Consider the following 24851-nt stretch of genomic DNA (forward strand, 5'->3'; position numbering starts at 1 on the left):
GGGTCACTCGGCGGCGGCAGCCGGGCGCTCGATGTGCGGAACCGGGCAGCCGCCCGTGCCGGGCGTCGGGAAAGTCCCCAGGTTCGCGACCGTGTAGCCGCCGGGATAGCTCTTGATCTCGGGGTTCTGCCGGGCGTAGTGCGGTGTGCTGCGCGGTGGCATCAGACGGACGGCGCGGGCGCGCAGCCGGAGGGCCCCCCTGACCAGCGCTCGCGCGGCGGGCGACGGGGTGTCGTAACGGAAGGTCCGCAGGAGCGTGTCGTCGAGGAGGGCGAGGCTCGCGCCGCGCACCAGCGGCGCGAGGGGGCGCGGATACCAGGACGCCATGAGGGCGAGGGTCGCGTCCGAGACCCTGCGTGCCCCCTCGTCCCAGCCGAAGTGCTGCGCCTCGTAGGTGTCGAGGCAGCGTTCGAACTCCTCGTAGGACTGCGGGATGTCCTTGATGCCCATGTGCCTGCCGAGCGTGCGGTAGTAGGCGGCGGACGCCCGGAGCTCGTGGTCGGACAGCCGGCGCCAGCCGTAGGAGTCGATCCAGCGCTTCGGCACGACGACGAACGTGCACAGCACGTAGCGCATGTCGTCGTTGCTGATGGCGTAGCTGCGGTGCATCTGGTTGATGCGGCGAATGGCGGTGCGGCCGTCCTCGGTGTCGAAGCCGTGCTCCACGACGGTGTCCAGGAGCAGCGCGGTGTCGTCGTAGCGCTTCTGCGAACGGTCGGTGAGCTCTGCCGTCTCGGCGAGGAGACGGCCGATGCCGGGGACCGCGTAGGTGCGGTAGAGGGCCAGCTCCAGGGCGCGTGTGTGGTCCCAGGGGAACTCGTACGTCGCGGTGAGCCGGTAGATCTCCAGGAAGTCCTTCTCCGGATCGAGTCGCCGGATCTCCCGCAGCCGGTCGTAACGGTTCAACGCACCGTCCCCCTTATGTCGCCCGGGCTCCAACTCTACGTTGGAAGGGCACGCATGGACGGTTCGTGATCGAACCCCTCAAGAAGAAGGTGGTCCGGGTGCGGGACAGACTCCGGAAGCTCTTCGGGCCGCGTCGGGGCGGTGCGCCGCGGGCGCGCCCGGAAACGCGGCAGCACAACATCTTCGAGGCCGCTGCGGCCTATGTGTCCGCGTGCGCGGACGACGACGAGCCCCGCAGCGAGGAGGCGGCGGGCTGGGTCTCGCCGGAGGCACTCTCCTTCGGCGTCAACGAACTGGCCTGCCGTGCGGTCATCGCGCTCGCGCGGGAACGCGGCGAATCACCGCACACCGTGGCGCGTACGCTTCTCGGCCTCCCGGCGGCCTGACTGGGGCGCTGTTCGCCGCGGGGCTTCGACGGCGAGGTTACTCACTGGTCAGGGTGCGCCGCTTCGTGCTGCTGGACGACGAGCCGGGTGAAGTCGTCCCGGTCGGCCGGGGGCCCGGACTGCCCGGTCTGCTGGAGACGCTCGACGAGATGGCCGTGCGACCCGCCTGACGGCTGCCCCACCGGTCGGCGGGCGTTCCCCGGACCGGCGAGGAGCGCTTCCACAGACGTGCCGGAGTCCGGGCGCTCGCACAGGAGGAGTGAGGCGTCGAGGGCCACCCCGCGCGGCCGGGACGGCCGGAAGACCATCGGCGGGCCGAGCGGCGGGCGACGGTTTTCGTGGACGGCACCCATGCCGCGGCCCCGCGCCGTGTGGGCCGGGCCCATGGCCCTACCGGGTGGGACGACAGCACCATGTGGCGCTGCGCCCGTCTTTTTTCCCCACGAGACCGGAGGCTTCCCATGCGCCCGTCCAGAGGTGTCCCACTCGTCGCCGCACTTCTCATGGTGCTGACCACCGTGGGCTCCGCCGGCGCCGCACCCCGTGCCTCTGGCACCGATCCCTGTGCGCGGCAGAACCGGCCTGCCGTTCCGGGGGCGGAACATCAACGGGTGGCCTGTCTGCCCGACTTGACCACCGCGGGACTGGCCGGCACGGCGTACACCGACACCGCCGACCAGGTGGGGTTGTCCGCGAAGGGCACGAAGAACCCCTCCGGTGTGCCGGGCGTCCAGATCGACGGTTACTTCCCCGACGATTCGCGCTTCAACGCCACCCACGGGTGGCGGCACGACGCGCAGTTCGTCATCCGGATGCCCGAGCGCTGGAACGGCGGCCTGGTCGTCACGGGAGCGCCCGGGACGCGCAAGCAGTACGCGACCGACGCGCTCATCTCCGACCAGGTGCTGGCGCAGGGCTATGCGTACGCGGCGACCGACAAGGGCAACAGCGGTCCCGACTTCTTCACGGACGGCAGGAGGCCCGGTGACGCGGTGGCGGAGTGGAACCGGCGCACCACGGAGCTGACGCGCGCGGCCCGCAGGACCGTCGCGCGGTGGTACGGGCACGCACCGCGACGCACGTACATGACGGGCATCTCCAACGGCGGCTACCTGACCCGCTGGCAGCTCGAGAACCATCCCGGGCTCTACGACGGCGGGGTGGACTGGGAGGGCGCCCTGTGGACCGCCGACGGCGGCGGTCTCCTCGGTTCCCTGCCGGTCACCGTGGCGCGGAGCCTCGGCCGGGCCACGGACGAGGATCTCCTGGGGGCCGGTTTCGCGCCGGGCTCACAGTTCCTGTGGCCGTACCACGAGAAGGCGTACTGGGGGCTGACGCAGAAGATCTACCGCGCGGAGTTCGACCCGGCGTACGACCCCGCCTGTCCCGGTTCCTCGGCGGGTACGACGCTGCCGGAGATCCTTGCGCCCTGTGCGTCGGACGCGGAGTACGACTACGCCGCGCGCCCCGGGTCCGTACACCGCGCGGTGCAGCGGGTCGCGCTGACGGGACGGATCGGCAAACCGTTGATCACGCTGCACGGCGACCTCGACACGCTGCTGCCGATCGCCACCGGCTCCGACGTGTACGAGCGGATGGTGACGGGGCAGGGCCGGTCCCGGCTGCACCGCTACTACACCGTCGAGGGCGGCACCCATGTCGACTCGCTCCACGACACGTATCCCGAGCGGCTGCGGCCGGTCCTGCCCTGCTACCGCTCCGCTTTCACGGCGCTCGCCGCGTGGGTGGAGGACGGCAGCGCTCCGCCCGCGGACCGGACGATCGCCAGGCCCGCGGGCGGTGACGTGGTCAACTCCTGTGCGCTGGACTGAGCCGGGCCGCGGCTCAGACACACTCCAGGGGACGGTGCGGCTCCGCCGGCAGTACGGCCTCGATCCGGTCGCCGGGCCGCACCACCCCGCCCGTCCTGACGACGCTCATGATCCCGGCCTTGCGCATGACGTTGCCCTCCGCGTCCCGGCCGACGACCTGTTTCAGGAGGCCGTCCTGGAAGGTGTCGATCTGCAGGCAGGGGTTGCGCAGGCCGGTGATCTCGACGACCGCTTCCTCACCGATGTGCAGCAGGGTGCCCCGCGGGAGCCCCAGAAGACCGATTCCGCTGGTGGTGATGTTCTCGCCGAGCCGGCCGGGCCCGACCGTGAAGCCTTCCCGGAGCAGCTCGGCGAAGAGCTCCTCGTGGATGAGGTGCACTTGGCGCAGATTGGGCCGGGTGGGGTCCTGAGCGACCCGGGAACGGTGTTTCACCGTCGTCCCCGCGTGCACATCGCCTTCCACACCGAGCCCGGCCAGCAGCGTGACGCTGTCGCGGTTCGGCTTGGTGAACGTGTACTCGCCGTTGCTGCTGACCGCCCTGACTGTGCCGCCCATGGTGCGGAACTCCCCTCTTCCGTGCCGGTACTCGGCCCTTCCGGGACCCTGGCCCGGCACGGTCCTGGGCCGGGTCAGCGGCCGATCTCCTTGCGTGAGACCCGGCGCAACCTACGGCGCTGCGAGTTGTCCAGCATCAGATACGCCGCAACGGGTACGCCGATCATGACCAGCAGAGCGGGCCAGAACCCGATCAGCCAGATCAGGGCGACTCCCACCACCACGCCACCGGCGGCGACCTTCGCGCTCTTCGACATCTTCGACGCCTCCTTCGCGGCTGTTGCCGCTTCATGTTCCGGTAACGTGCGCGTCCGCGCCACAGTTCCGCCGTACGGCCGCTAAACAGCGCCGCCGGCCTTGTCGGTCCTGTCGGTCCTGAGGGGCTCGCCGACCTCGTGCATGTGCGTCAGCGCCTGCCGGTACGAGTCGATCAGTCCTGTCTCCGTGTACGGCATACCCAGCGCCCGGCAGTGCGCACGCACCAGCGGCTGGACGAGCCGCAGATTCGGACGCGCCATGCTCGGGAAGAGGTGGTGCTCTATCTGGTAGTTCAGGCCGCCCAGGAACCAGTCGGTGAGTATCCCGCCGCGCACGTTGCGCGAGGTGACCACCTGCCGGCGCAGGTGGCCCCAGCGCTCGCCGTCGGGGTCGGGCATTTCCATCCCCTTGTGGTTGGGCGCGAAGGCCATGCCCAGGTGGAGACCGAACAGCGCGTGGTGCACCAGCGCGAAAACCACCGCCTTGCCCGGCGACATGACGGTGAGCAGAAGCGCGAAGTAACCGACGAGGTGGGCCACGAGCAGCAGGCCCTCCAGCAGGCGCTCGCGCACCGGCTGGCGGCGCAGGTACTGAAAACCGTAGATCTTCAGCGCGATGCCTTCGAGCAGCAGCATCGGGAAGAACAGGCGCGCCTGGTTGCGGGTGAGCCAGCGGGCGAAACCTTCGCGCTGCGCTGCCTGCTTCTGGGTCCAGACAAGCGCCCCCACGCCGACGTCCGGGTCCTTGTCGATGTGGTTCGGGTTGGCGTGGTGGCGTACGTGCTTGTCGTTCCACCACGCCTGGTTCATACCGAGCAGCAGATTGCTGTGGACAAGGCTGATCACCAGGCTCACCCTGCGGTTGCCGGTTATCTGGGCGTGTCCCGCGTCGTGACCGACGAAGGCGGTACGGGCCCACAGCACGGTCAGGGGCAGGGCGAGCGGAAGCGCCCACCAGGAATCGCCGACGAGCACGAGGCCGGTGACGACAGCGGCCAGGGCGAGCAGGTTGGCCGCGATCCCCAGCGCGTACCAGTCGGCGCGGCGCTCCAGGAGCCCTGTTCCCTGGCTGTTCGCAGGAGCGGGGCGAAATCGCTCCCGGAAGTGCCTGTCGTGGGTTCCGCGACGGCGGCGGCCTGGGGCATGGGGGTCTCCGGTCTGCAGGACCTGGCTCTGACCTCATGAAACTATGCGCCGGGTCCCTCGACGACCATGGTGTGAACCCCCCTGTTCCGCTGGTGCAGGCCCCAGCCCGCGGCAGTGGGGCCGGGTACACCGTCGGGGGCGGATGCAGTATCCTCGGCGACTTCGGGCCCAACTAGTCAAATTTGAGGGATTCGGCATCGCTGTGCACCGGCCTCCTGCGGCAACGCTCTCCGGGATCTCCGAACTCATCCGCTGCTCCGCGGTCTTCCTGCCTGCGGACCCGGCACGCACCGGCAAGGTCGCCTTCTGGCGCTCCGACGGCAGCGGGCCTCCCTCCCTCCCCGGCGCCGTCGAGGAACTGACCGTCGTCACGGACGGCGTCACCGCACGGACCGTACGGGCCCTTGTGCTGCCGGTACGGGACGCTCTGCCGGTACTGACCCGGGCGCGCGCGTCCGCGCACGCCGCCCCTGCCGCCGCCTTCTGGGGTGCGGCTGCCCTCGTCGCGCTCCAGCTCGTCGCCCACGGGCGGCTGCTGCCGGGCCTGAGCGCCACCGATCACGACGCCTGGCGGGCCGGACCGCTCACCGCCGAGGACCGGGAACGGGTGCGCGAACTGGCGGCTTCGATGCCGCCCTGCGCGCACGCAGTACCGCTGGACGCCGCGCAGCGGCCGCTCCGGCTGCCCGCCCCCGAGCGGCTGCTGCGCTCGTTCCTCGACGCGGTCGCGGACGGGCTGCCGCGCACACCCGCCGCGGCGACGGCCGCCGCCGGCCCGGCGTTCGCCGGCGCCGGGCCGCAGCGGCTGCCCGAGCAGCGCGCCTGGGCCGCCGATGTCGCCGCCGGTCACGACGCGGGCGTACGGATCTCCCTGAGGGTCGAGCTGCCGGGGCTCGCGGCCGCTCGCGCGCGGGACGGTGCGCAGGACGGGGCCGAGGAGGGGGCCGGGCCCGCCTTCCGTGTCGTTCTCCAGATGCACAGTGTCAGCGACCCTCACTGGTCGCGGACGCCGCCGAGGTATGGGCCGGAACGGGGCACGCGGGTACGGCGTTCGGGCCGCGCGCCCGCATGGACGCGCTGCTGGCTCTGCGCCGCGCCGTCCGCGCGTGGCCGCCGCTGGCACCGCTGCTGTCGGCCGCCGTGCCCGACGCGATCGAGCCGGCGGACGAGGAGGTCACCGAACTGCTCGGCCGGGCCGCCCGGGAGCTCGCCGCCACCGGGGTCCAGGTGCACTGGCCGAAGGAGCTGGCCCGCACCCTGACGGCACACGCTGTCGTGGGGCCGCCCGACGACGGCAAGGGACCGGGGAAGACGTCGTCCGGCATGCCCTCCTTCCTGTCGGCCGACGCACTGCTCGCTTTCGACTGGCGGTTCACGCTGGGCGGTCAGCAGCTCTCCAGGGCGGAGCTCGACCGGCTCGCGGAGGCGACCAGACCCGTCGTTCGTCTGCGTGACCAGTGGGTGCTGATCGACCCGGAGGAGGCCCGGCGCGCGCGGGAGGGCCAGGACCGCAAGGTCACCCCGATCGACGCCCTCGGTGCCGCGCTGACGGGCCGCACGGAGCTGAACGGCCGGCAGGTCGACGTACAGGCATCGGGATGGCTGGCACAGCTGAAGGAACGGATCGCCGATCCGGAGGGCGCGGACGACCACGCGATCGCTCAGCCGGCCGCGCTCGCGGCGACCTTGCGCGACTACCAGCTGCGCGGACTGAACTGGCTGCACCGCATGACGTCCCTGGGACTCGGCGGCTGTCTCGCCGACGACATGGGCCTCGGCAAGACCATCACCCTCATCGCCCTCCACCTGCACCGGCAGACGGACGAGCGGACCGCGGGACCCACCCTGGTGGTCTGTCCCACCTCCCTGATGGGCAACTGGCAGCGCGAGATCGAGAAGTTCGCACCCGGGACCCCGGTACGCCGTTTCCACGGCGCGGCGCGCAGCCTGGACGCTCTGGCGGCACGGGAGTTCGTCCTCACGACGTACGGCACGATGCGGCTCGACGCGGCGCGGCTGGCCGGTCCCGCGCCGTGGGGCATGGTCGTCGTCGACGAGGCGCAGCACGTCAAGAACCCGTACTCGGCGACCGCCGGGCAACTGCGGACCATCGACGCCCGCGCGCGCGTGGCGCTCACCGGCACACCGGTGGAGAACAACCTCTCGGAGCTGTGGGCCGTCCTCGACTGGACGACGCCCGGGCTGCTCGGCCGGCTCGGAACGTTCCGCAAGCACTACGCGCAGCCGGTCGAGGGCGGAAGCGATCCCGCGGCCGCCGAGCGGCTCTCCAGGCTGGTGGGTCCGTTCCTGCTGCGGCGCCGGAAGTCCGATCCCGGGATCGCCCCGGAGCTGCCGCCGAAGACCGAGACCGACCACGCCGTGCCGCTCACGGCGGAACAGGCCCGTCTGTACGAAGCCGTGGTCCGCGAGACGCTCGCCGCCATCGCGGAGGCCGAGGGGTTCGCACGGCGCGGACTCGTGGTGAAGCTGCTCACCGCGCTGAAGCAGATCTGCAACCACCCGGCGCAGTACACGAAGGAGGAGCGGCCCGTCATCGCGGGCCGCTCCGGGAAGCTGGAGCTGCTGGACGAGCTGCTCGACACCGTCCTGGCCGAGGAAGCGAGCGTGCTGGTGTTCACGCAGTACGTGCAGATGGCGCGGCTGCTGGAGAAGCATCTCGCGGCGCGCGGCACGCGCACCCAGTTCCTGCACGGCGGTACGCCGGTGCCGGAACGGGAGGCGATGGTGCGGCGGTTCCAGGACGGCGAGGTCCCGGTCTTCCTGCTGTCCCTGAAGGCGGCGGGCACCGGGCTCAACCTCACCAGGGCCGCCCATGTCGTGCACTACGACCGCTGGTGGAACCCGGCGGTCGAAGCGCAGGCCACGGACCGCGCGTACCGCATCGGGCAGACCCAGCCGGTGCAGGTGCACCGGCTGATCGCCGAGGGGACCGTCGAGGACCGGATCGCCGGAATGCTCGTGCGCAAGAAGGAGCTGGCGGACTCCGTTCTCGGGAACGGCGAGTCCGCGCTGACCGAACTGACCGATGCCGAGCTGGCCGATCTGGTGAAGCTGCGAGGGGGCACGCGATGAGCGACCGGGACAGAGCAGGGGAACGGGAAACGGAGCGCACCTTCGACGCGCTGCCTCCCGCGCGGGGACGCGGTTTCGCGGGGACCTGGTGGGGCCGGGCCTGGACGAAGGCGCTGGAGGACACCGCGCTCGACGGTGAACAGCTCAGAAAGGGCCGCAGGTACGCGCGCGAGGGCGCGGTCGGCGCCGTGTCGGTGCGGCCCGGCCGGATCACGGCGGTGGTACGGGAGAAGGACGGTTCGGCGTACCGCAGTGACGTGCTGTTGCAGCGGTTGAGCGGTGAGGAGTGGGACCGCTTCCTCGCCATGGCGGTCGAACGCGCCGGGCACATCGCGGCGCTCCTGGACCGGGAGATGCCGCCCCACCTGGTGGAGGACGCGGCGGAGGCCGGACTCGAACTGCTGCCGGGCATCGGCGACCTCGAACCGGAGTGCTCGTGCGACACCTGGGACCACTGTCCGCACACCGCGGCGCTCTGCTACCAGATGGCGCGGCTGCTGGACCAGGACCCCTTCGTACTGCTGCTGATGCGCGGACGCGGCGAGCGGGAGCTGCTCGACGAACTGCAGGTGCGCAGCGCCGCCCGGGCCGTGCCCCGGGAGGCACCGGGGACCTGCGAGGACGAGCGCGCGCCGGAGGGTGTGCGGGCCGACGAGGCGTTCGCGGCGCGCGACGCGCTGCCGCCCCTGCCCGCCCCTCCGCCGCTCCCGGACGAGCCGGGCCGGCCGCCGGCCCTCGACACGGAGACGGGGCCCGCGCCGGGAATCGACGCGGCGGCACTGGAGTTCCTGGCGGCGGACGCGGCCGGACGTGCGCACCGTCTGCTGGCCGAGGCGCTGTCGGCCGGGCACGAACAGCAGCCGGTGGACGGGGAACCCACCGTGGAGCAGGACGCGGTGAGGCTGGCCTCCGGCGGTCCCGGACCGTGGATCGCCGCGCGGCTCGCGGCGGGCTCCGGGCGGGACCGGGCCGGTCTGGCCCTGGCCGTACGGGCCTGGGAGTACGGGGGGCGTGCCGCGCTCGCCGTACTCGAGGAGGAGTGGTCGCCGGAGCCGGGGGCGCTCGCGCGCGCCCGTACGCAGCTGGCCGAGGCGTGGGACGAGGACGGGCGCCCGCAGCTGCGTGCCCGGCACAACCGGTGGACCGTCGTCGGCACGGACGCGCAGCTGAGGTGCGGTCGGGACGGGCGCTGGTGGCCGTACCGCAAGGAGCACGGGCGGTGGACGCCGGCCGGTCCGGCCGGTCCGGATCCGGCCGCGGCACTCGCCGTCGCACTCGACGAGCACCGCTCCCCGGCCGCGGACGCCGCTCCTCCCCGTTCTCGCTCCGCTCCCGCCCCCGTCCAGCCGCCGGCCGCCCGGCTCCCGCGAGCCCGGTGAGCCGGGCGGCGCTTTCCGGTCTCCGGTCCACGGGTCCTCACCGGAGGCGTCCGCTCAGGACGCGCGGCTGCGGTCCACCGGCCTCTCCGGCGGCTGTCCGGCCGCGGCCAGGGCGATGTTGCGGGCCATGCCGCCGAAGACGACCGCGTGGAAGGGCGAGACGCTCCACCAGTACGCGTGGCCGAGCAGGCCGCGGGGGTGGAACAGGGCCCGCTGCCGGTAGCGGGTACGGCCGGCGTCGTCCTCGTCGGCGTACATCTCCAGCCAGGCCAGGCCCGGCAGCCGCATCTCCGCGCGCAACCGCAGCAGACGGCCGCGCTCGATCTCCTCGACGCGCCAGAAGTCCAGCGAGTCGCCGACCCGCAGCCGGTGCGCGTCCCGGCGGCCGCGCCGCAACCCCACCCCGCCGGCCAGGCGGTCCGCCCAGCCGCGCACAGCCCATGCGAGGGGGAAGGAGTACCAGCCGTTCTCGCCCCCGATGCCCTCGATCACCGTCCACAGGGCCTGCGGGGTGGCGTCGACGGTCCGTTCCCGCAGGTCGCTGTAGAGGCTGCCGCCGGCCCAGTCGGGGTCGGTGGGCAGGGGGTCGCTGGGCGCGCCGGGCACCGACGCGGAGGACCAGCGGGTGGTGACCTGGGCGTCCCGGACCCGCTGGAGCGCCAGGGCGAGCGCCTTGTCGACGCCGATCGGGGAACCCGGCGGGTCGGGTACGTACGCGGCGATGTCGTGTTCGTGGCAGACGACCTCGTGGCGCAGCGACTCGGCGAGCGGCCGAGCGATCGAGTGCGGTACCGGCGTGACCAGGCCGACCCAGTGGCTCGAGAGCCCGGGGGTCAGGACCGGCACGGGGACGATGAGGCGCCGGGGCAGTCCGGCCACCGCCGCGTACCTGCGCATCATGTCGCGGTACGTGACGACGTCGGCGCCGCCGATGTCGAAGGCGCGGTTCACGTCGGCGGGCATGGAGGCGCTGCCGACGAGATAGCGCAGGACGTCGCGGACGGCGATGGGCTGGATGCGGGTGCGCACCCAGCTGGGCGTGATCATGACCGGCAGCCGCTCGGTGAGGTAACGGAGCATTTCGAAGGAGGCGGATCCGGAGCCGATGATGACGGCGGCGCGCAGCACGGTCGTCGCCACCCCGGAGTTCAGCAGGATCTCCCCCACCTCGGCGCGCGAGCGCAGATGGGGCGACAGCTCCCGTTCCGGCACGTTCCGCGGTGTCAGCCCGCCGAGGTAGACGACGCGGCGGACGCCTGCGGCGCGGGCCTGCTCTCCGAAGATCCCGGCGGCCCGGCGGTCGGTGCGCTCGAAGCCGGATCCCGTGTCGAGCGCGTGGACCAGGTAGTACGCGACGTCGATGTCCCTCATCGCCTCGCGCACCGACTCCTCGTCGGTGACGTCACCGCGCACCACCTCGGCACGGCCGGCCCAGGGGTGGTCGCGCAGTTTCCCCGGCGTACGGGCCAGACAGCGCACCTGGTGCCCGGCGGCGAGCAGTTCGGGGACCAGTCGGCCGCCGATGTAGCCGGTGGCCCCGGTGACCAGGCACCGAAGGGCGGGTGCGTCGTTCCCGTGTGTCATTGTCTTCCGCCTGTTCAGTGGTCCGTGGATGTGCCGTCGGGCTTCTATAGGCTGTTCGTGTGGCCAGTACAGATGAGCGGGAATCCGGTGACGGTGGCATTGCCCCCGGCGGTCCGGCGGCGGATCTTCAGGCGTTCGCGGTTCAGCTGCGCCGCATGAACGGCGAGATCAGCCGTCTTGTCCACGGTTTCGCACTCGGCCAGGGACTGCACGCCACGGACATCCAGGCGCTGGCGGTGATCCTCGACAGCGCGGAGCCGGTGACGCCGGGCCTGCTGCGCGAACACCTGGGCCTGACCTCGGGGGCCGTCACCGCCTGCCTGGACCGGCTGGAGCGGGCCGGGCATGTCAGGCGCTCGCGCGAGAGCGCGGACCGCAGAGTGGTTCATGTCCATTATGTGGAGGGAGCGCGGGCGGCGGCGCGTTCGTACTTCATGCCGCTCGCCACGGCTGCCGACCGTGCTCGCCGGCGCTTCAGCGAGGAGGAGTTGTCGGTGGCCCTGAGGTTCCTCACCGCCATGAACGAGGAACTGGGCGGGTTGCGCGTACCGCGCCGCTGAAAAATCTCCGGACGACGTGGGCCCGAAGGGCCTGTCGGCTTGCTTGTGGCTCTCCTTTATCTCAATCATTAAGATTGTTTCTGTTGAGATACTTTCCACGTCCCAGTTCCAGGAGTTCCCATGTCCACCACCGCACGGCGGATCCGCTGGCTCGTCCCCGCCGTTCTGCTCGTCGCCTGGCTGGCCGTCGGCGGCATGCTCGGCCCGTACGCCGGGAAGCTCGGTGAAGTCGCCACCAACGACCAGGCCTCTTTCCTTCCCCGCAGCGCGGAATCGACGAAGGTCGTCGACGCCCAGAAGGCCTTCCGTCAGGGCGGGACGCTCCCGGCGATCGTCGTGTGGACCTCGGACGACGCGGGCGGGCGGCTGAGCCGGGAGCAACAGGGCGCCGCGACCCGGGCCCTGGCCACGCTCGCCGACAGCGCCGGGGTGGCGGGCGGGGTGTCCCCCGCCGTTCCGTCCCGGGACGGCCAGGCCCTGCAAGGGGTCGTACAGCTGGAGGCCGGTCTCGGCGAGGAGCTGCCCGGCGCACTGGAACGGGTCACCGAGGCAGCCGAGTCCGTACCCGGCACCGCTGTGCAGCTCGCCGGCCCCGCGGCGAGCCAGGCGGACCTCTCCGACGCCTTCGCGGGCATCGACGGCCTGCTGCTCGGCGTGGCCCTGGTGACCGTGCTGCTGATCCTGCTGCTCGTCTACCGCAGCGTGCTCCTTCCGCTGGTGATCATTGCGGGAGCGGTCTTCTCGCTGGGCCTGGCATGCGCCGTCGTGTACGTCCTCGCCGACCACGACGTGGTCCGGGTCGACGGCCAGGTGCAGGGCATCCTGTCGATCCTCGTGATCGGCGCCGCCACCGACTACGCGCTGCTGCTCACCGCCCGCTTCCGTGAGGAACTGGCCGCGGGCTCCGACCGGATCGCGGCCATGCGCGCCGCGCTGCGGCAGTCCTTCGGTCCGATCACGGCGAGTGCCGCCACCGTCGCGCTCGGCCTGCTCGCCCTGCTCCTGAGCGACCTGACCAACAACCGGGCCCTGGGGCCGGTCGGCGCGATCGGCATCGTCTGCGCCGTACTCAGCGCCCTGACGTTCCTGCCCGCCGCCCTGGTGGTCCTCGGCCGCGCCGCCTACTGGCCGGCGAAGCCCCGGCCCGCCGGGGACGGGAGCGGCGGTCACGGCGTCTGGACGCGGATCGCGGCCCTGGTGGACCGCGCGCCGCGCAAGGTGTGGGCGGTCACCCTCGCGGCCCTGCTCGCCTGCGCCGCCCTCGCTCCGACCCTGAACGCCAAGGGCGTGCCCCTGGAGGAGATCTTCGTCAACGACGCCCCGTCCGTCGCCGCCCAGGAGACGCTGGGCAAGCACTTTCCCGGCGGGTCCGGGAACCCGGCCGTCGTCATCGCCGACGCCGGGGCCCTCCGGCAGGTGACGGCCGCCGTCGAAGGCACCGAGGGTGTGGCCTCGGCCGCCCCGGCGACGGCCTCCGGGCGCCCGGGAGGCGGCGAGCCGCTCGTCGTCGACGGCAGGGTACGCATCGACGCCGTCCTCGCGGACGCGGCGGACACCGAAGCCGCCAAGGAGACCGTCGCGCGGCTGCGCGACGCCGTACGCGCCGTGCCGGACTCCGACGCCCTGGTCGGCGGCTACACCGCCCAGCGGTACGACACCCAGCGCACGGCGGAGCACGACCGCTCCCTCATCGTGCCGGTGGTGCTCGCGATCATCCTGGTCATCCTGGTCGGCCTGCTGCGGTCGCTGCTGATGCCCGTCCTGCTCGTCGCGACGGTGGCCCTGAACTTCCTTGCCACCCTGGGCGTTTCCTCGCTGGTCTTCCAGCAGCTGCTCGGTTTCGGCGGCACCGACTCCTCCGTTCCGCTCTACGGGTTCGTGTTCCTGGTGGCCCTGGGGGTGGACTACAACATCTTCCTGATGTCCCGGGTCCGCGAGGAATCGCTGCGGCACGGCACCCGCGAAGGTGTTCTGCGCGGTCTGACCGCCACCGGTGGCGTCATCACCTCCGCGGGCGTCGTCCTCGCGGCCACCTTCGCCGCGCTCGGCGTCATCCCCCTGGCCTTCCTGCTGCAGATCGCCTTCATCGTCGCCTTCGGCGTCCTGCTCGACACCCTCGTCGTCCGCTCCCTGCTCGTTCCGGCCCTGGTCCGCGACATCGGCCGCACCTCCTGGTGGCCGGGGGCGCTCAGCCGCAGGCCCGACTAGGACCCGGTGACGTGTGGGCGGCGGTCAGGGCCTGAGACCACCGACCACTTCGGCGGTGGCGGCGATCCCGTTCTGGATGGTCGGCCCCACGCTCGTACCGGCCAGGAAGAAGCCGAGCAGGGCGCAGACCAGGGCGTGCGAGACCTTCAGTCCCCCGTTGCGCAGGAAGATCACCGCGAGAATCAGCAGAAACAGCACCAACGAGATCGAAATGGCCATGGCCAACCTCCTCCGCCGCGCCTGAATTGCGGCATTCGGCCGTCAGTCTGGCGCAGCGGAGGGTCCATTCGGGCGGAAGACACGTCCGCCGTACGGGTGTTGACTGGCGGTGATGGCCGACTACGCGTCGTACGTGCGGAGGAAACGCTCCAGGCCCGCGAGGTCGTCGGTGTTGACGTGGTCCACGTCGGCGGCGAGCAGTTCGCTCCAGACGGCGTCCCGCGCCGGCCCCGGCAGGTCGGGTGTGGCCCAGAAGCGGACGCGCTGCCCGCGCCGGTGGGCGGTGGAGACGACGGCGTGCAGCTTCGCGCGTTCGGCCGCGGGGAACGGGCCGGTGCCCTGCCAGGTGAAGCTGTGCGTCCAGTTGCTGCTGATCAGCGGGATGAAGGAGGCGGGAGCCGGGCCCGCGACATCGGGGCCGTTCAGGTCGTCGAGGCGTCCGTCGTAGAAGGCGTGGCGCACGCGCTGCGCCTCCATCGGAGCGCGGGCCGCACGGTGGCCGGAGACGACGGGGGTCACCGCGCCGAGGCGGACGCGGCCGTACGCGTACGTGCTCAGCATCCGGCGGTACCGGCGCAGCAGACGGTGGAGTTCGGGATAGGCGGCGGCCCCGTCGGTCTTGATGTCGATCAGCAGTTGCACGGGACGGCGGTATCCGCGGTACACGGAGCCGTGGTTGGCCCCGACCCTGGCCGCCAGGGGGCCAGGTAGAGCGATTCGAGGGTGCGCGACGGGTCGAGGTCGATCGGGTCATGGGCGACGAGGAGCTGTCCGTCGACGAGGTGGATGTCCGCCTCCACGCTCGTGAAGCCGTGGGAAAGGGCGTCCAGGAGGGGGCGCGGGTGCTCGTAGTCGTTGTGCGCGTGCGCGCGGCGCAGGGGCCCGCGGCCGGGCTTCTGCTCGGCCGCTCGGGCGTACGAGGGTACGGCGACGGCTCCCGCGAGGGCGGCGGTGAAGGTGGTGACGACTCTGCGGCGGGTGGGCGTGACGACGGCCATGGTGCCTCCGGAGGTGTACGGGGCGTCGGTGACTCCGGCGAGTATCCGCCCCGTACAGCCTCAATGGGCAGGCCCGCTCCAGGAGTTCGGCCGATCGTCGCTCCCGGTTCAGACCACCGCGGCGACGTCCTCCCAGCGGACCGTGCGGTCGCACCAGCGCTCCAGGAGGACGCGGTCGTGGCCGACGGCCAGCAGGCCGGCGCCGTGTTCGCGCCGGTACTGCTCGACCACCGCGACCAGGGCCGCCGTCGTCGACGCGTCCAGCATCGCCGTCATCTCGTCGCAGACCAGCCAGCGCGGGCGCAGCACCAGGGCGCGGGCCAGACAGGCACGTTGCAGCTGGCCGTCACTCACCTCGTGCGGGCGCCGGGTGAGGAGGTCGTCACCGAGCCCCACGGCCTGGGCCAATTCACCGACGGCGGTGGCCGCTTCGTCGCGCCGCCCGGTGGCGCGCAGCGGTTCCGCGATCAGGTCGCGCAGGCGCAGGCGGGGGTCGGCGGACAGCCGGGGCTGCTGGAAGACCACGCCGATCGCCGTGCGCTGTGCGCGCGGGGCGCGGTGGCGCCAGCCGGTGACCGTACGGCCGTCGAGGGTGACGGTGCCGGCGTCGGGGCGGTGGAGCAGGGCGGCGACCCGGGCGAGCGTCGACTTGCCGCAACCGCTCGGCCCGAGCAGGCCGACCGCTTCGCCGGGTCCGACGGTGAGGTGGGCGTCCCGTACGACGGGCTTCCCGCGCTCGTAGCCTGCGGTGATCGCTTCGAGTTCAAGCACGGGCACTCTCCTGGACCGGCGGGTGGTGGCAGGCGACGCCGTCCGCGAAGTCCGGCCGCAGGGCGCAGGCTTCGGTGGCGTGCGTGCAGCGGGCGGCGAAGGCGCACCCCGGGGGCAGGTCTCCGAGCTCGGGCGGCATGCCGGGGATCGGCGTGAACGCGCGCTCCGGAAGGGCGTTCAGCAGGCCCCGGGCGTACGGGTGCCGGGGGCCGGCCCCCCGGAAGAACCGCGCGGCGTCGGCGAGTTCCACGATGCGTCCCGCGTACATCACGGCGACGCGGTCGGCGACGCGCTCGGCGGCCGCGAGGTCATGGGTGATCATCAGCAGCGCGTGGCCGTCGTCGACGTGCCGGCGGAGTTCGTCGACGGTGCGGTCGACGAGGTCCCGGTCGAGGCCGGTGGTCGGCTCGTCCGCGAGCAGCAGGGGCGCGTCGCCGACGAGGGCGAGGGCGGTCGCGGCGCGCTGCGCGAGTCCGCCGGACAGTTCGTGCGGGTAGCGGTCGAGGTGGTCCGCCGGGAACGCGGCCCGCCCGGCCGCCGCGCGGGCCGCCGCGCGCACGTCCTGCTTCCGCGTGCCGGTCAGCTCGCGCAGCGTCTCTTCGAGCTGCGCTCCGACGGTCCGTACGGGCGTGAGGTGCGCGGCGGGACTCTGCGGTACGAGTCCGACCCGGCGTCCCCGCACCGTACGCGCCAGGGTGCGTTCGTCGGCGGTGAGCAGGTCGACGTCTCCCAGGAGCGCGGATCCCGCGGTCTGGGCGTTGCCGGGGAGCAGTCCGAGCAGCGCGGAGGCGAGCACGGACTTGCCGCAGCCGCTCTCACCGACGAGGGCCAGGCACTCCCCCTGCGCGAGGTCGAAGTCGGCGTCGGCGACGGCGGCGATGTGCCGCCCTCCACGCATCCGGAACCGCACGGAGAGCCCCCGCACGGACAGCAGGGGCGTCCGGCGCCGCGCGGGACGGCCCGCCTCCGCGTCGCTTCCCGTGCCGGTGCCCGAGGCGGAACGGTCCGCGTCGCGGACGTTCCCCGCGACAGCGTGGTGAACATTCCCCGGAACAGAGGGGGGCGCCGCAGGGGAACGTTCCGAAACCGCTTCGGCGCCGTGCGGGCCGGCCACGGCCGGGGTCTGCGCGGCCGTGGGAACCGGCTTCGCGTTCTGGGGCGGTGTCACAGCATCAGCTCCGATCGGCGACGCGGGTTGATCCGTTCCCGCCAGGAGCCGGCCAGGCCCGCGATGGCGAGGGTCGGGATGATCAGGAGGAGACCGGGAAAGAGTGTCGGCCACCAGTCACCGGCCAGCAGCGAACTGCGGGCCGACTGGACCAGGTTGCCCAGGCTCGCCTGGTGCGTCGGCAGGCCGAGGCCCAGGAACGAGAGCGCCGACTCGTGCCACATCGCGTGCGGGACCATCAGGACCGCCGCGAGCCCCGCCTGCGGCAGTACGCCCGGCAGCAGGTGCCGCACCGCGACCCGCCACCGCGACGCGCCGCCCGAGACCGCCGCGTCGATGTACGGGCGCGAGCGCAGCGAGAGCACTTCGGAGCGGACGATGCGGGCCGTGGACAGCCAGTGCGTCAGGGCCACCGACACGATCACCGGCCACACCCCCGGCCGGAACATCGCGACGATGAAGATGCCCAGCAGCAGGTGCGGGATGGAGGAGAAGGTGTCGACGAGCCGCATCACCACACGGTCCGTCCAGCCGCCGAACGCCGCGGCCGCCGCTCCCACCGCCGTACCGATGAACGTGGCGACGAGCGCCGCGACCAGGCCGACCATGAGGGAGACGCGCAGTCCGTACACGCAGCGCAGCAGCAGGTCGCGCCCTACGTCGTCCGTCCCGAAGGGATGGGCCAGGGACGGCGGCTGGAGCTTCATCGACAAGTCGACGGCCTGCTGGTCGAGATCGGCCAGCGGCGGTACGACGAGAACGGCGAGCACCACCGCCACCACGATCACGGCGGAGGTGCGGACCCGGGCCGTGCGCGTCGAGCGGCGGGTGCGCCCGTGCGAGCGCCACACCGCGGGCTCGGAAACGGGACCGGAAGCGAGCTCAGCCATCGAAACCCACCCTCGGGTCCGCGAGTCCGTACAGCAGGTCGGAGAGCAGGTTCCCGGCCAGCACCGCCGCCGTGGCGAGCACCGTCAGCGCCGCCAGCAGCGGGAAGTCCACCGAGGTCGCCGCCTGCACGGTCGCCGCCGCGATGCCCGGCCAGCTGAAGACCGTCTCGACGAGCAGCGCACCGGTGATGAGTTCGGGCACGCGCGAGCCGATGAGGGTGAGCGTCGGCAGCATGCCGGAGCGCAGGGCGTGTCCGAGCAGCACGGTGCGGTCACTGAGCCCGCGCGCGCGGGCCCCGCGTACGGGGTCCTCTTCCAGCGCGTCGGCGACGCCCTGGCGTACGTAGAGGAAGAACCAGGGAAGCTGCGAAACACCGAGAACGGCCGCCGGCAGCACCAGGTGCGTGACGACCTGCCCCAACGTGATCACGTCGCTGTCGGTGTCGGTCAGGCCGCCGGCCGGCAGCACGCCCAGCCTGAGCGCGAAGAACCACATGGCGAGCAGGCCCAGCCAGAAGGCGGGCGCCGCTTCCAGGGTGTACGCCGCCGAGCTGACGGCCCGGTCCAGCCAGCCGCCCTGCCTCCGCGCGGCCAGCACGCCCAGCGACGTGCCGAGCAGGATCGCGACGAGGAACGCGGTGACGGCGAGCAGCACCGACCAGCCGAGGCGTTCGGTGATGACGTCGGTGACGGGCTGGCGCATCACGCTGGAGTCGCCGAGGTCCCCGGTGGCCGCCGAGGTCAGCCAGTGCCACCAGCGTTCGACGAGCGGCTGGTCGACGCCGAGGTTGGCGCGGAGCTGGTCGAGGTTCTCCTGCGAGGCGGTGAGGCCCGCGGTGCCCGCGTATGCCTTGACGGGGTCGAAGGGCGAGGCGGCGGCGACGGCGAAGACGCCGAAGGTCACCACCAGCAGGATGGGGGCGGCGAACAGGAGTCGCCGCCCCGCCATCCTCACCATCGGCCCCCAGGGGAGCTTCCGGCTCGGGTGTGTCACTTCTTCGGCTTCCAGTCCTCGACGTTCCACCACGGTCCGGAGGCCAGGCCGTGGTCGTGCGGCTCGATCTGCGTCGTCAGCCCGGACCACTTGTCGTCCACGACGTACAGGTGGTCGATGTGGGTGAGGAAGGTGTAGCCGGGGTTCTTCACGAGCTCGCGCTGGATGGTGTCGTACGCGGCCTTGCGGTCGGCCTTCTCGCCGCTCTCGCGGCCGGTCTTGAGCGCCTTGTCGACGGCCGGGTTGTCGTACCGGGCCATGTTGTTGAAGGCGTCGCCCGCCAGCGAGGACTGGAGGAGCGTGTACTGGTCGAAGTCGGGGTCGCCGGGCGAGCCGCCGCCCGCGAGCACCGCGTCGTGCTTCATGCGCGGCATGATGACCTCCCAGGTGCCGGCCTGGGTCTTGATGTCGATGCCGGCCTTCTTCGCGTCGGACGCGTAGGCGAGGGCGTGGTCCTGGCGGAGCTTGTCGCCGGACAGGTACCAGAGCGGGAACTGGGCGCGTACGCCGTCCTTGACGCGGATGCCGTCGGCGCCGGGCTTCCAGCCCGCCTCGTCGAGGATCTTCTTCGCCTTCGCGAGGTCGTGGGTGCGCTCGGTGCCCTTGGCGAACCAGGGGCTGTCCGTCGGGACGGGGCCGTAGGCCGGCTTGCCCGCGCCTTCGAGGATCTTGTCGACCATGGCCTGGCGGTCGACGGCCACGTCGAGGGCCCGCCGTACGTCGGTGTCGCCCGTGACCTTGTTGTGGGTCGGCAGGGTCACGGTGCGGTAGTCGAAGGACTTGGCGGCGTACGTCGTCCTGCCGGCCTCGTCCTTGAAGGTCTTGGCGAGGTTGGGCGGCAGGATGGCGCCGTCGAGGTCGCCGGTGCGCAGCCGCGTGGCGCGCACGTCGTCGTCCTTGATGATCGCCATGGTGAACTTCTTCACCTTCGGCGCGCCGCCCCAGTAACCGGGGTTGGCCTTGAAGCTGAGCTTCTCGCCCTTGGACCAGCCGGTGAGGACGTACGGTCCCGTGCCGACCGGCTTCGTCGTGAAGGATCCGCTGTTGACGTCCTGCCGGCCCGCGACGTGCTCGGGAGCGATCGGGAGGACGGTGCGCTCGGCGAACGGCGCGTACGGGTACTTGAGCGTGAAGACGACCTTGTGGTCACCGTCGGCCCGGACGTCCTCGACCGCGTCGAGTTCGGTCTTGGAGGCGTTGTTGGTCTTCTTGTCGAGGATGGTCTTGTAGGTGAAGACCACGTCCTTCGACGTGAAGGGCTTGCCGTCGCTGAACTTCACGCCCTGGCGCAGGGTGTACGTGTACGTGCGGCCGTCGTCGGCGACTTCGGGCAGCTCGGCGGCGAGCGCCGGCCGGAGCTTCATCTCGTCGTCGAAGGTGAGCAGCCCGTCGAAGATCTTGGAGTTGCCGTCCTTGCCGTAGCCGAGGAGCGGACTGAGCGTCTCGGGCTCGTACGCGATGCCGACGACCGCGGAGTCCTTGGAACCGCCGGATCCGGATCCGGTCCCGGACTCGCCCGGCTTCGAGCAGGCCGCCGCGGTGATGGCCAGTGTTCCGGCCAGCGTCGCGGCGGCCGCCCCACGTATCGATCGGGACAGCATGGCTCTCCACACCCCTAATAAAGATCAACAGTTATTGCGAACCGATCGCAATTAAACCGTATGTAAAGGGGTGTGGGATCCACTGCCCCTTACCGGGGCAGGGCCCGCGCTACTCGGGCGCGGGCAGGCCGACGAGCTGCGCCATCGCCTCCGTGTGCCGGCCGGGCGTGCCCAGCGCGATCGAGTCCGCCTTGGCCCGCTTGAGGTACAGATGCGCGGGGTGCTCCCAGGTCATGCCGATACCGCCGTGCAACTGTACGCACTCCTCGGCCGCGTGCACCGCGACCCGCGAGCAGTACGTCTGCGCGACCGCCACCGCGAGGGGCGCGTCCGCGCTGCCGGTGGCCAGGGCGTCGGCGGCGTTGCGGGCGGCGGCCCGCGCCGAGACGACCTCGAGCCACAGCTGCGCCATGCGGTGCTTGAGCGCCTGGAAGGAACCGACCGGGCGGTTGAACTGCTTGCGGTCGCGCGTGTAGCGGACGGCCTCCTCCAGACACCACTCGGCGAGCCCCAGCTGCTCGGAGGCGAGCAGCCCGGCCCCGGCGAGCAGCCCGCGCCGCACCGGAGCATCGGCCGATCCGGCGAGGCGGCGGCCGCGGGCCCCGTCGAGGGTGACGGTGGCGAGCGGCCGGGTCAGGTCGAGCGGGGTCAACGTCTCGACGGTGACGCCGGGCGCCCCCGTCTCCACCGCGTACAGCCCGTCCTCGGCCGGTACGAGCAGGACCGCGGCGGCGGCCGCGTCCGCGACGCCGGTGATGCGTCCGCCGAGCGAGCCGTCACCGTCCGCCCGCACCGTGCCGGAGAGTCCGCTCCCGGGAGCGGCGGACAGCGGGACGGCGAGTGCGACGACCGTACCGCCGCCGGCGAGTGCGCCGAGGAGCTCCCCGACCGCCCCGTCCTCGGTGTCGCACCCCAGCAGGGTCTCGGCGGCGATGACCGCTCCGGTGAGGTACGGCGTCGGGGCGACGCTGCGGCCCAGCTCCTCCAGCACCACCGCGGCCTCGCGGTGGGTGGCACCCTGGCCGCCGAGCTTCTCGGGTACGAGGAGCCCCGCCAGGCCCATTTCGGTGGCCAGCGATCCCCACAGCCGCGGGTCGTACGGCGTGTCCGACTCCGCGCGGGTGAGGACGGTCGCGTGGTCGCAGCGGTCGGCGAGGAGGGAGCGTACGGCGGCGCGCAGGTCGTCCTCCGCCTCGGAGTACAGCAGGTCAGTCATCGGGCCAGGTCCTTCCAGGCGATGTCCTTGTCGCTGCGCGGCTCGGACGGCAGGCCGAGTACGCGTTCCGCGACGATGTTGAGCAGTACCTCGCTCGTACCGCCTTCGATGCTGTTGCCCTTGGAGCGCAGGTAGCGGTAGCCGGCCTCGCGGCCGGTGAAGTCGACGAGTTCGGGACGGCGCATGGTCCAGTCGTCGTACAGCAGCCCCTCCTCGCCGCGCAGTTCCACCTCCAGGCCGCTGATCTCCTGGTTGAGGCGGGCGAAGGCCAGCTTCATGGCCGAGCCCTCGGGGCCCGGCTGGCCCGCGACGAGCTGCTGGCGCAGCCGCTCGCCGGCCAGGCGTGCGACCTCGGCCTCGACCCAGAGGCCGAGCAGGCGCTGGTGCAGGTCGTGGGTGCGCAGTTCGGGACGCTCGCGCCAGGTCCTGGCGATCGGGCCGATCATGCCGCCCTCGCGCGGGATGCGGGAGCCGCCGATCGAGACGCGCTCGTTCATGAGGGTGGTCTGCGCGACCTTCCAGCCCTCGCCGACGGCGCCGAGGCGCCGGCTGTCGGGAATGCGTACGCCGGTGAGGAAGACCTCGTTGAACTCCGCCTCGCCGGTGATCTGGCGCAGCGGCCTGACCTCGACCCCGGGATCGGTCATGTCGCACACGAAGTACGTGATGCCCTGGTGCTTGGGCAGGTCCGGGTCCGTACGGGCGATGAGGATCGCCCAGCGGGCCACGTGGGCGCTGGACGTCCACACCTTCTGCCCGTCGACGACCCATTCGTCGGCGTCCCGCACCGCGCGCGTGCCCAGCGCCGCGAGGTCGGAGCCCGCGCCCGGCTCGCTGAACATCTGGCACCACACCTCCTCGCCGACCCACAGGGGCCGCAGCAGGCTCTGCTTCTGCTCGTCCGTACCGAAGCGCAGGATGGTCGGCGCGGCCATGCCGAGGCCGATGCCGATGCGCCGCGGGTCGTTGTCGGGCGCGCCGGCCGCCGCCAGCTCCGCGTCCACGACGGCCTGGAGGGAGCGGGGCGCGCCGAGTCCGCCGAGGCCCACGGGGTAGTGCACCCAGGCGAGTCCGGCGTCGAAGCGGGCTTTGAGGAAGTCCGTGCGGTCCGTGGTGGCCGGCGGGTGCGCGGCGAGCAGTTGCCGGGTCAGGTTCCGCACTTCGGCTGCGTCGGTCATCGGGCCGTTCCCTCCGGTACGACGACCACGCGTCCCGTGGTCGTGCCGTCCGCGACGCGCTGGACCGCGTCCGCCGCGTCCTTCATGGCCACGCGCTCGCTGACCAGGGGCCTGATGGCGCCCTCGGCGGCCAGCTCGGTGAGCTCCTGGTGGCAGGCGAGGACCGCGGCCGGGTCCATGGTGTTGTAGAGGCCCCAGTGCAGGCCGACGATCGAGTAGTTCTTCACCAGGGCGTGGTTGAGCCCCGGCGAGGGGATCGAGCCGCTCGCGAAGCCGACCACGACGATGCGGCCCTCGAAGGCGACGCACTTCACCGACTTGGCGTACGCGTCGCCGCCCACCGGGTCGTAGACGACGTCGGCGCCGCGCCCGCCGGTGGCTTCCTTGACCTTGGCGACGATGTCCTCGCCGTGCCGGTCGATGACCAGGTCGCAGCCCAGCTCCCGGGCGGTACGGGCCTTCTCGGGGCCGCCGACGACACCGATGACGGTGGCTCCGGCCGCCTTGCCGAGCTGTACGGCGGCGCTGCCGACGCCGCCCGCCGCCGCGTGCACCAGCAGGGTCTCCCCCGCCTCGAGGTGCGCCCGGCGGTGCAGCCCGAACCAGCCCGTCTGGTAACCGATGTGCAGGGCGGCCGCCTCGGCGTCGTCCAGCGCTTCGGGTGCGGGCAGCACGCCGGCCGCGTCGACGACGACGTACTCGGCGAAACCGCCGTGCGGCAGCGCCGGAGTGGCGATCACGCGGCGGCCGTCCTCCGTCTCGCCGCAGATCTCGACGCCCGGGGTGAAGGGCAGGGGCGGCCGCACCTGGTACTGGCCGCGGCAGAGCAGGGCGTCGGGGAAGTTGATGTTCGCGGCGCGCACCTTCAGCAGGAGCTGCCCTTCGCCCGGCGTGGGTGTGCCGACCTCGTCGAGGCGCATCACCTCGCCCGGCTCGCCGTTCTCGTGCACTCGCCATGCCCGCATCCGAGATCCTCCACAACACCGTAGGCAGTATCGCGCTCGGCGCATACTAAGCGGTCGCTTGCCCCGATGGGAACAGCTGCGGCGCCATCACCCCTACTTCGGCCTGGCCCGCACGTGCATCCGCTCCCCCTGGGGGCCGAAGAGGCTCAGGACCTCCACGGGCCCCTCTCCCGCCGGGCCGAACCAGTGCGGCACCCGCGTGTCGAACTCCACCGCCTCGCCGGGGCCGATCTCCAGATCGTGCGGACCCAGCACCACCCGCAGCCTGCCCGACAGGACGTACAGCCACTCATAGCCCTCGTGGATGCGCGGCTCGGGGTCCTTGCGCCCCTGCCGGTAGACCACCTTGAACGCCTGGAGGCCGCCGGGCTGCCGGGTCAGCGGCAGATACGTCTGCCCGTCCCGCTCGATCGGCTTCGTCCGCACCCGGGGGTCCCCGACCGGAGGCGCGCCCACCAGCTCGTCGAGCGGCACCTGGTGGGCCCGGGCGATCGGCAGCAGCAGTTCCAGGCTCGGTTTCCGGCCGCCGGACTCCAGCCGGGACAAGGTGCTCACCGAGATCCCGGTCGCCTCGGAGAGCGCGGTCAGGGTGGCTCCGCGCTCCTTGCGCAGTTTGCGCAGGCGCGCGCCCACACCGTTCAGTACGCCGTCCAGGTCCTTCTCTTCATCCATGAGGACATTGCAGGATCGGCAAACCGCTTTGTCAAGCGGAGACGGCGCCGCCCACTGTCGCGGGACCGACGAGCTCTTCCAGTACGTCCTCCATGGTGACGAAACCGATCACGGCGCCCTCGCCCTCGCCGCCGACGACGGCGGCGGCGGCGGCGAGGTGCGTACCCGCGGCCCGCACGGCGGTCGGTCATGGTGTCGTCGAGCGGCGTGTCGGTCCCGACCCCGATCACCGGGTGCAGCGCGGTGTCCAGCCCCCAAGAGCAAGGGGGATG

General features: G+C 72.3%; 20 protein-coding genes and 4 pseudogenes. 6 read left to right on the forward strand and 18 right to left on the reverse strand.

Going from position 1 to position 24851, the window contains the following annotated elements; translation table 11 throughout:
• Window positions 1-3: 3 nt before the first annotated feature.
• Window positions 4-906 (reverse strand): oxygenase MpaB family protein, encoded by a 903-nt coding sequence (locus BN1555_RS02385; RefSeq protein WP_093797415.1) that lies wholly within the window; start codon window positions 904-906, stop codon window positions 4-6.
• A gap of 65 nt (window positions 907-971) precedes the next feature.
• Here BN1555_RS02385 and BN1555_RS02390 point away from each other — a divergent pair, with 65 nt between their 5' ends.
• Window positions 972-1292, forward strand: coding sequence for a hypothetical protein (locus tag BN1555_RS02390; RefSeq protein WP_255305840.1), 321 nt, complete (start codon window positions 972-974; stop codon window positions 1290-1292).
• Window positions 1293-1333: 41 nt separating this feature from the next.
• On the opposite strand, the gene BN1555_RS38790 is transcribed toward BN1555_RS02390, so the two are convergent.
• On the reverse strand, window positions 1334-1678 hold the full coding sequence (locus BN1555_RS38790; RefSeq protein ID WP_176709924.1) for a hypothetical protein: 345 nt from the start codon (window positions 1676-1678) through the stop codon (window positions 1334-1336).
• 75 nt (window positions 1679-1753) lie between these two features.
• Here BN1555_RS38790 and BN1555_RS02395 point away from each other — a divergent pair, with 75 nt between their 5' ends.
• The gene (locus BN1555_RS02395; protein ID WP_093797417.1) at window positions 1754-3124 is read left to right on the forward strand and encodes a tannase/feruloyl esterase family alpha/beta hydrolase; all 1371 of its coding nucleotides are present in this window, start codon (window positions 1754-1756) and stop codon (window positions 3122-3124) included.
• A 13-nt stretch (window positions 3125-3137) separates the two neighbouring features.
• On the opposite strand, the gene BN1555_RS02400 is transcribed toward BN1555_RS02395, so the two are convergent.
• From BN1555_RS02400 to BN1555_RS02410, 3 genes and pseudogenes are all read right to left on the reverse strand, one after another.
• Window positions 3138-3680: an MOSC domain-containing protein gene (locus BN1555_RS02400; RefSeq protein WP_093797419.1), complete on the reverse strand. Its 543-nt coding sequence runs from the start codon at window positions 3678-3680 to the stop codon at window positions 3138-3140.
• Window positions 3681-3754: 74 nt separating this feature from the next.
• The gene (locus BN1555_RS02405) at window positions 3755-3937 is read right to left on the reverse strand and encodes a hypothetical protein (protein WP_093797421.1); all 183 of its coding nucleotides are present in this window, start codon (window positions 3935-3937) and stop codon (window positions 3755-3757) included.
• Window positions 3938-4018: 81 nt separating this feature from the next.
• Window positions 4019-5082 (reverse strand): annotated as a pseudogene (locus BN1555_RS02410) (fatty acid desaturase).
• A 203-nt stretch (window positions 5083-5285) separates the two neighbouring features.
• Here BN1555_RS02410 and BN1555_RS02415 point away from each other — a divergent pair.
• Window positions 5286-8176: pseudogene (locus tag BN1555_RS02415) on the forward strand (SNF2-related protein).
• On the forward strand, window positions 8173-9555 hold the full coding sequence (locus tag BN1555_RS02420) for an SWIM zinc finger family protein (RefSeq protein ID WP_255305841.1): 1383 nt from the start codon (window positions 8173-8175) through the stop codon (window positions 9553-9555). The pseudogene BN1555_RS02415 and the gene BN1555_RS02420 overlap by 4 nt, the downstream one beginning before the upstream one ends.
• A 54-nt stretch (window positions 9556-9609) precedes the next feature.
• Here BN1555_RS02420 and BN1555_RS02425 read toward each other — a convergent pair whose 3' ends face one another.
• Window positions 9610-11139: an SDR family oxidoreductase gene (locus tag BN1555_RS02425; protein ID WP_093797423.1), complete on the reverse strand. Its 1530-nt coding sequence runs from the start codon at window positions 11137-11139 to the stop codon at window positions 9610-9612.
• 59 nt (window positions 11140-11198) lie between these two features.
• Here BN1555_RS02425 and BN1555_RS02430 point away from each other — a divergent pair, with 59 nt between their 5' ends.
• Together BN1555_RS02430 and BN1555_RS02435 are read left to right on the forward strand one after the other, a co-directional pair.
• Entirely contained in the window at window positions 11199-11699 is a 501-nt protein-coding gene (locus BN1555_RS02430; protein ID WP_093797425.1) for a MarR family winged helix-turn-helix transcriptional regulator, read from the forward strand.
• 120 nt (window positions 11700-11819) lie between these two features.
• Entirely contained in the window at window positions 11820-13907 is a 2088-nt protein-coding gene (locus BN1555_RS02435) for an MMPL family transporter (RefSeq protein WP_093797427.1), read from the forward strand.
• A 24-nt stretch (window positions 13908-13931) separates the two neighbouring features.
• Here the strand turns inward: BN1555_RS02435 and BN1555_RS02440 are convergent, their stop codons facing one another.
• From BN1555_RS02440 to BN1555_RS02495, 12 genes and pseudogenes are all read right to left on the reverse strand, one after another.
• Entirely contained in the window at window positions 13932-14126 is a 195-nt protein-coding gene (locus tag BN1555_RS02440; RefSeq protein ID WP_093797429.1) for a hypothetical protein, read from the reverse strand.
• 120 nt (window positions 14127-14246) lie between these two features.
• Window positions 14247-15124: pseudogene (locus tag BN1555_RS02445) on the reverse strand (phosphatidylinositol-specific phospholipase C/glycerophosphodiester phosphodiesterase family protein).
• A 108-nt stretch (window positions 15125-15232) separates the two neighbouring features.
• On the reverse strand, window positions 15233-15895 hold the full coding sequence (locus BN1555_RS02450; RefSeq protein ID WP_093797431.1) for an ABC transporter ATP-binding protein: 663 nt from the start codon (window positions 15893-15895) through the stop codon (window positions 15233-15235).
• Window positions 15888-16793 (reverse strand): ABC transporter ATP-binding protein, encoded by a 906-nt coding sequence (locus BN1555_RS02455; protein WP_093803119.1) that lies wholly within the window; start codon window positions 16791-16793, stop codon window positions 15888-15890. The genes BN1555_RS02450 and BN1555_RS02455 overlap by 8 nt, the downstream gene beginning before the upstream one ends.
• A gap of 266 nt (window positions 16794-17059) precedes the next feature.
• On the reverse strand, window positions 17060-17953 hold the full coding sequence (locus tag BN1555_RS02460; protein ID WP_093797433.1) for an ABC transporter permease: 894 nt from the start codon (window positions 17951-17953) through the stop codon (window positions 17060-17062).
• A complete protein-coding gene (locus BN1555_RS02465; protein WP_093797435.1) occupies window positions 17946-18911 on the reverse strand; it encodes an ABC transporter permease in 966 nt (321 codons plus the stop codon). Before BN1555_RS02465 ends, BN1555_RS02460 begins: the two co-directional genes overlap by 8 nt.
• 32 nt (window positions 18912-18943) lie before the next feature.
• The gene (locus BN1555_RS02470; protein WP_093797437.1) at window positions 18944-20548 is read right to left on the reverse strand and encodes an ABC transporter substrate-binding protein; all 1605 of its coding nucleotides are present in this window, start codon (window positions 20546-20548) and stop codon (window positions 18944-18946) included.
• Window positions 20549-20657: 109 nt separating this feature from the next.
• Entirely contained in the window at window positions 20658-21764 is a 1107-nt protein-coding gene (locus BN1555_RS02475) for an acyl-CoA dehydrogenase family protein (protein ID WP_093797439.1), read from the reverse strand.
• Window positions 21761-22942: an acyl-CoA dehydrogenase family protein gene (locus BN1555_RS02480; protein ID WP_093797441.1), complete on the reverse strand. Its 1182-nt coding sequence runs from the start codon at window positions 22940-22942 to the stop codon at window positions 21761-21763. The genes BN1555_RS02475 and BN1555_RS02480 overlap by 4 nt, the downstream gene beginning before the upstream one ends.
• The gene (locus BN1555_RS02485) at window positions 22939-23907 is read right to left on the reverse strand and encodes an NADPH:quinone oxidoreductase family protein (protein WP_093797443.1); all 969 of its coding nucleotides are present in this window, start codon (window positions 23905-23907) and stop codon (window positions 22939-22941) included. The genes BN1555_RS02480 and BN1555_RS02485 overlap by 4 nt, the downstream gene beginning before the upstream one ends.
• Window positions 23908-24000: 93 nt before the next feature.
• Window positions 24001-24579 carry a helix-turn-helix domain-containing protein gene (locus BN1555_RS02490; protein ID WP_093797445.1) on the reverse strand — a complete coding sequence of 193 codons (579 nt, stop codon included), beginning with the start codon at window positions 24577-24579 and terminating at the stop codon, window positions 24001-24003.
• Between the two features lie 31 nt (window positions 24580-24610).
• Window positions 24611-24824, reverse strand: a pseudogene (locus tag BN1555_RS02495) (CBS domain-containing protein); the annotation flags it as partial.
• Window positions 24825-24851: the final 27 nt, after the last annotated feature.

Source organism: Streptomyces sp. Wb2n-11 (genome assembly GCF_001049855.1).
Classification (GTDB): domain Bacteria; phylum Actinomycetota; class Actinomycetes; order Streptomycetales; family Streptomycetaceae; genus Streptomyces; species Streptomyces altiplanensis.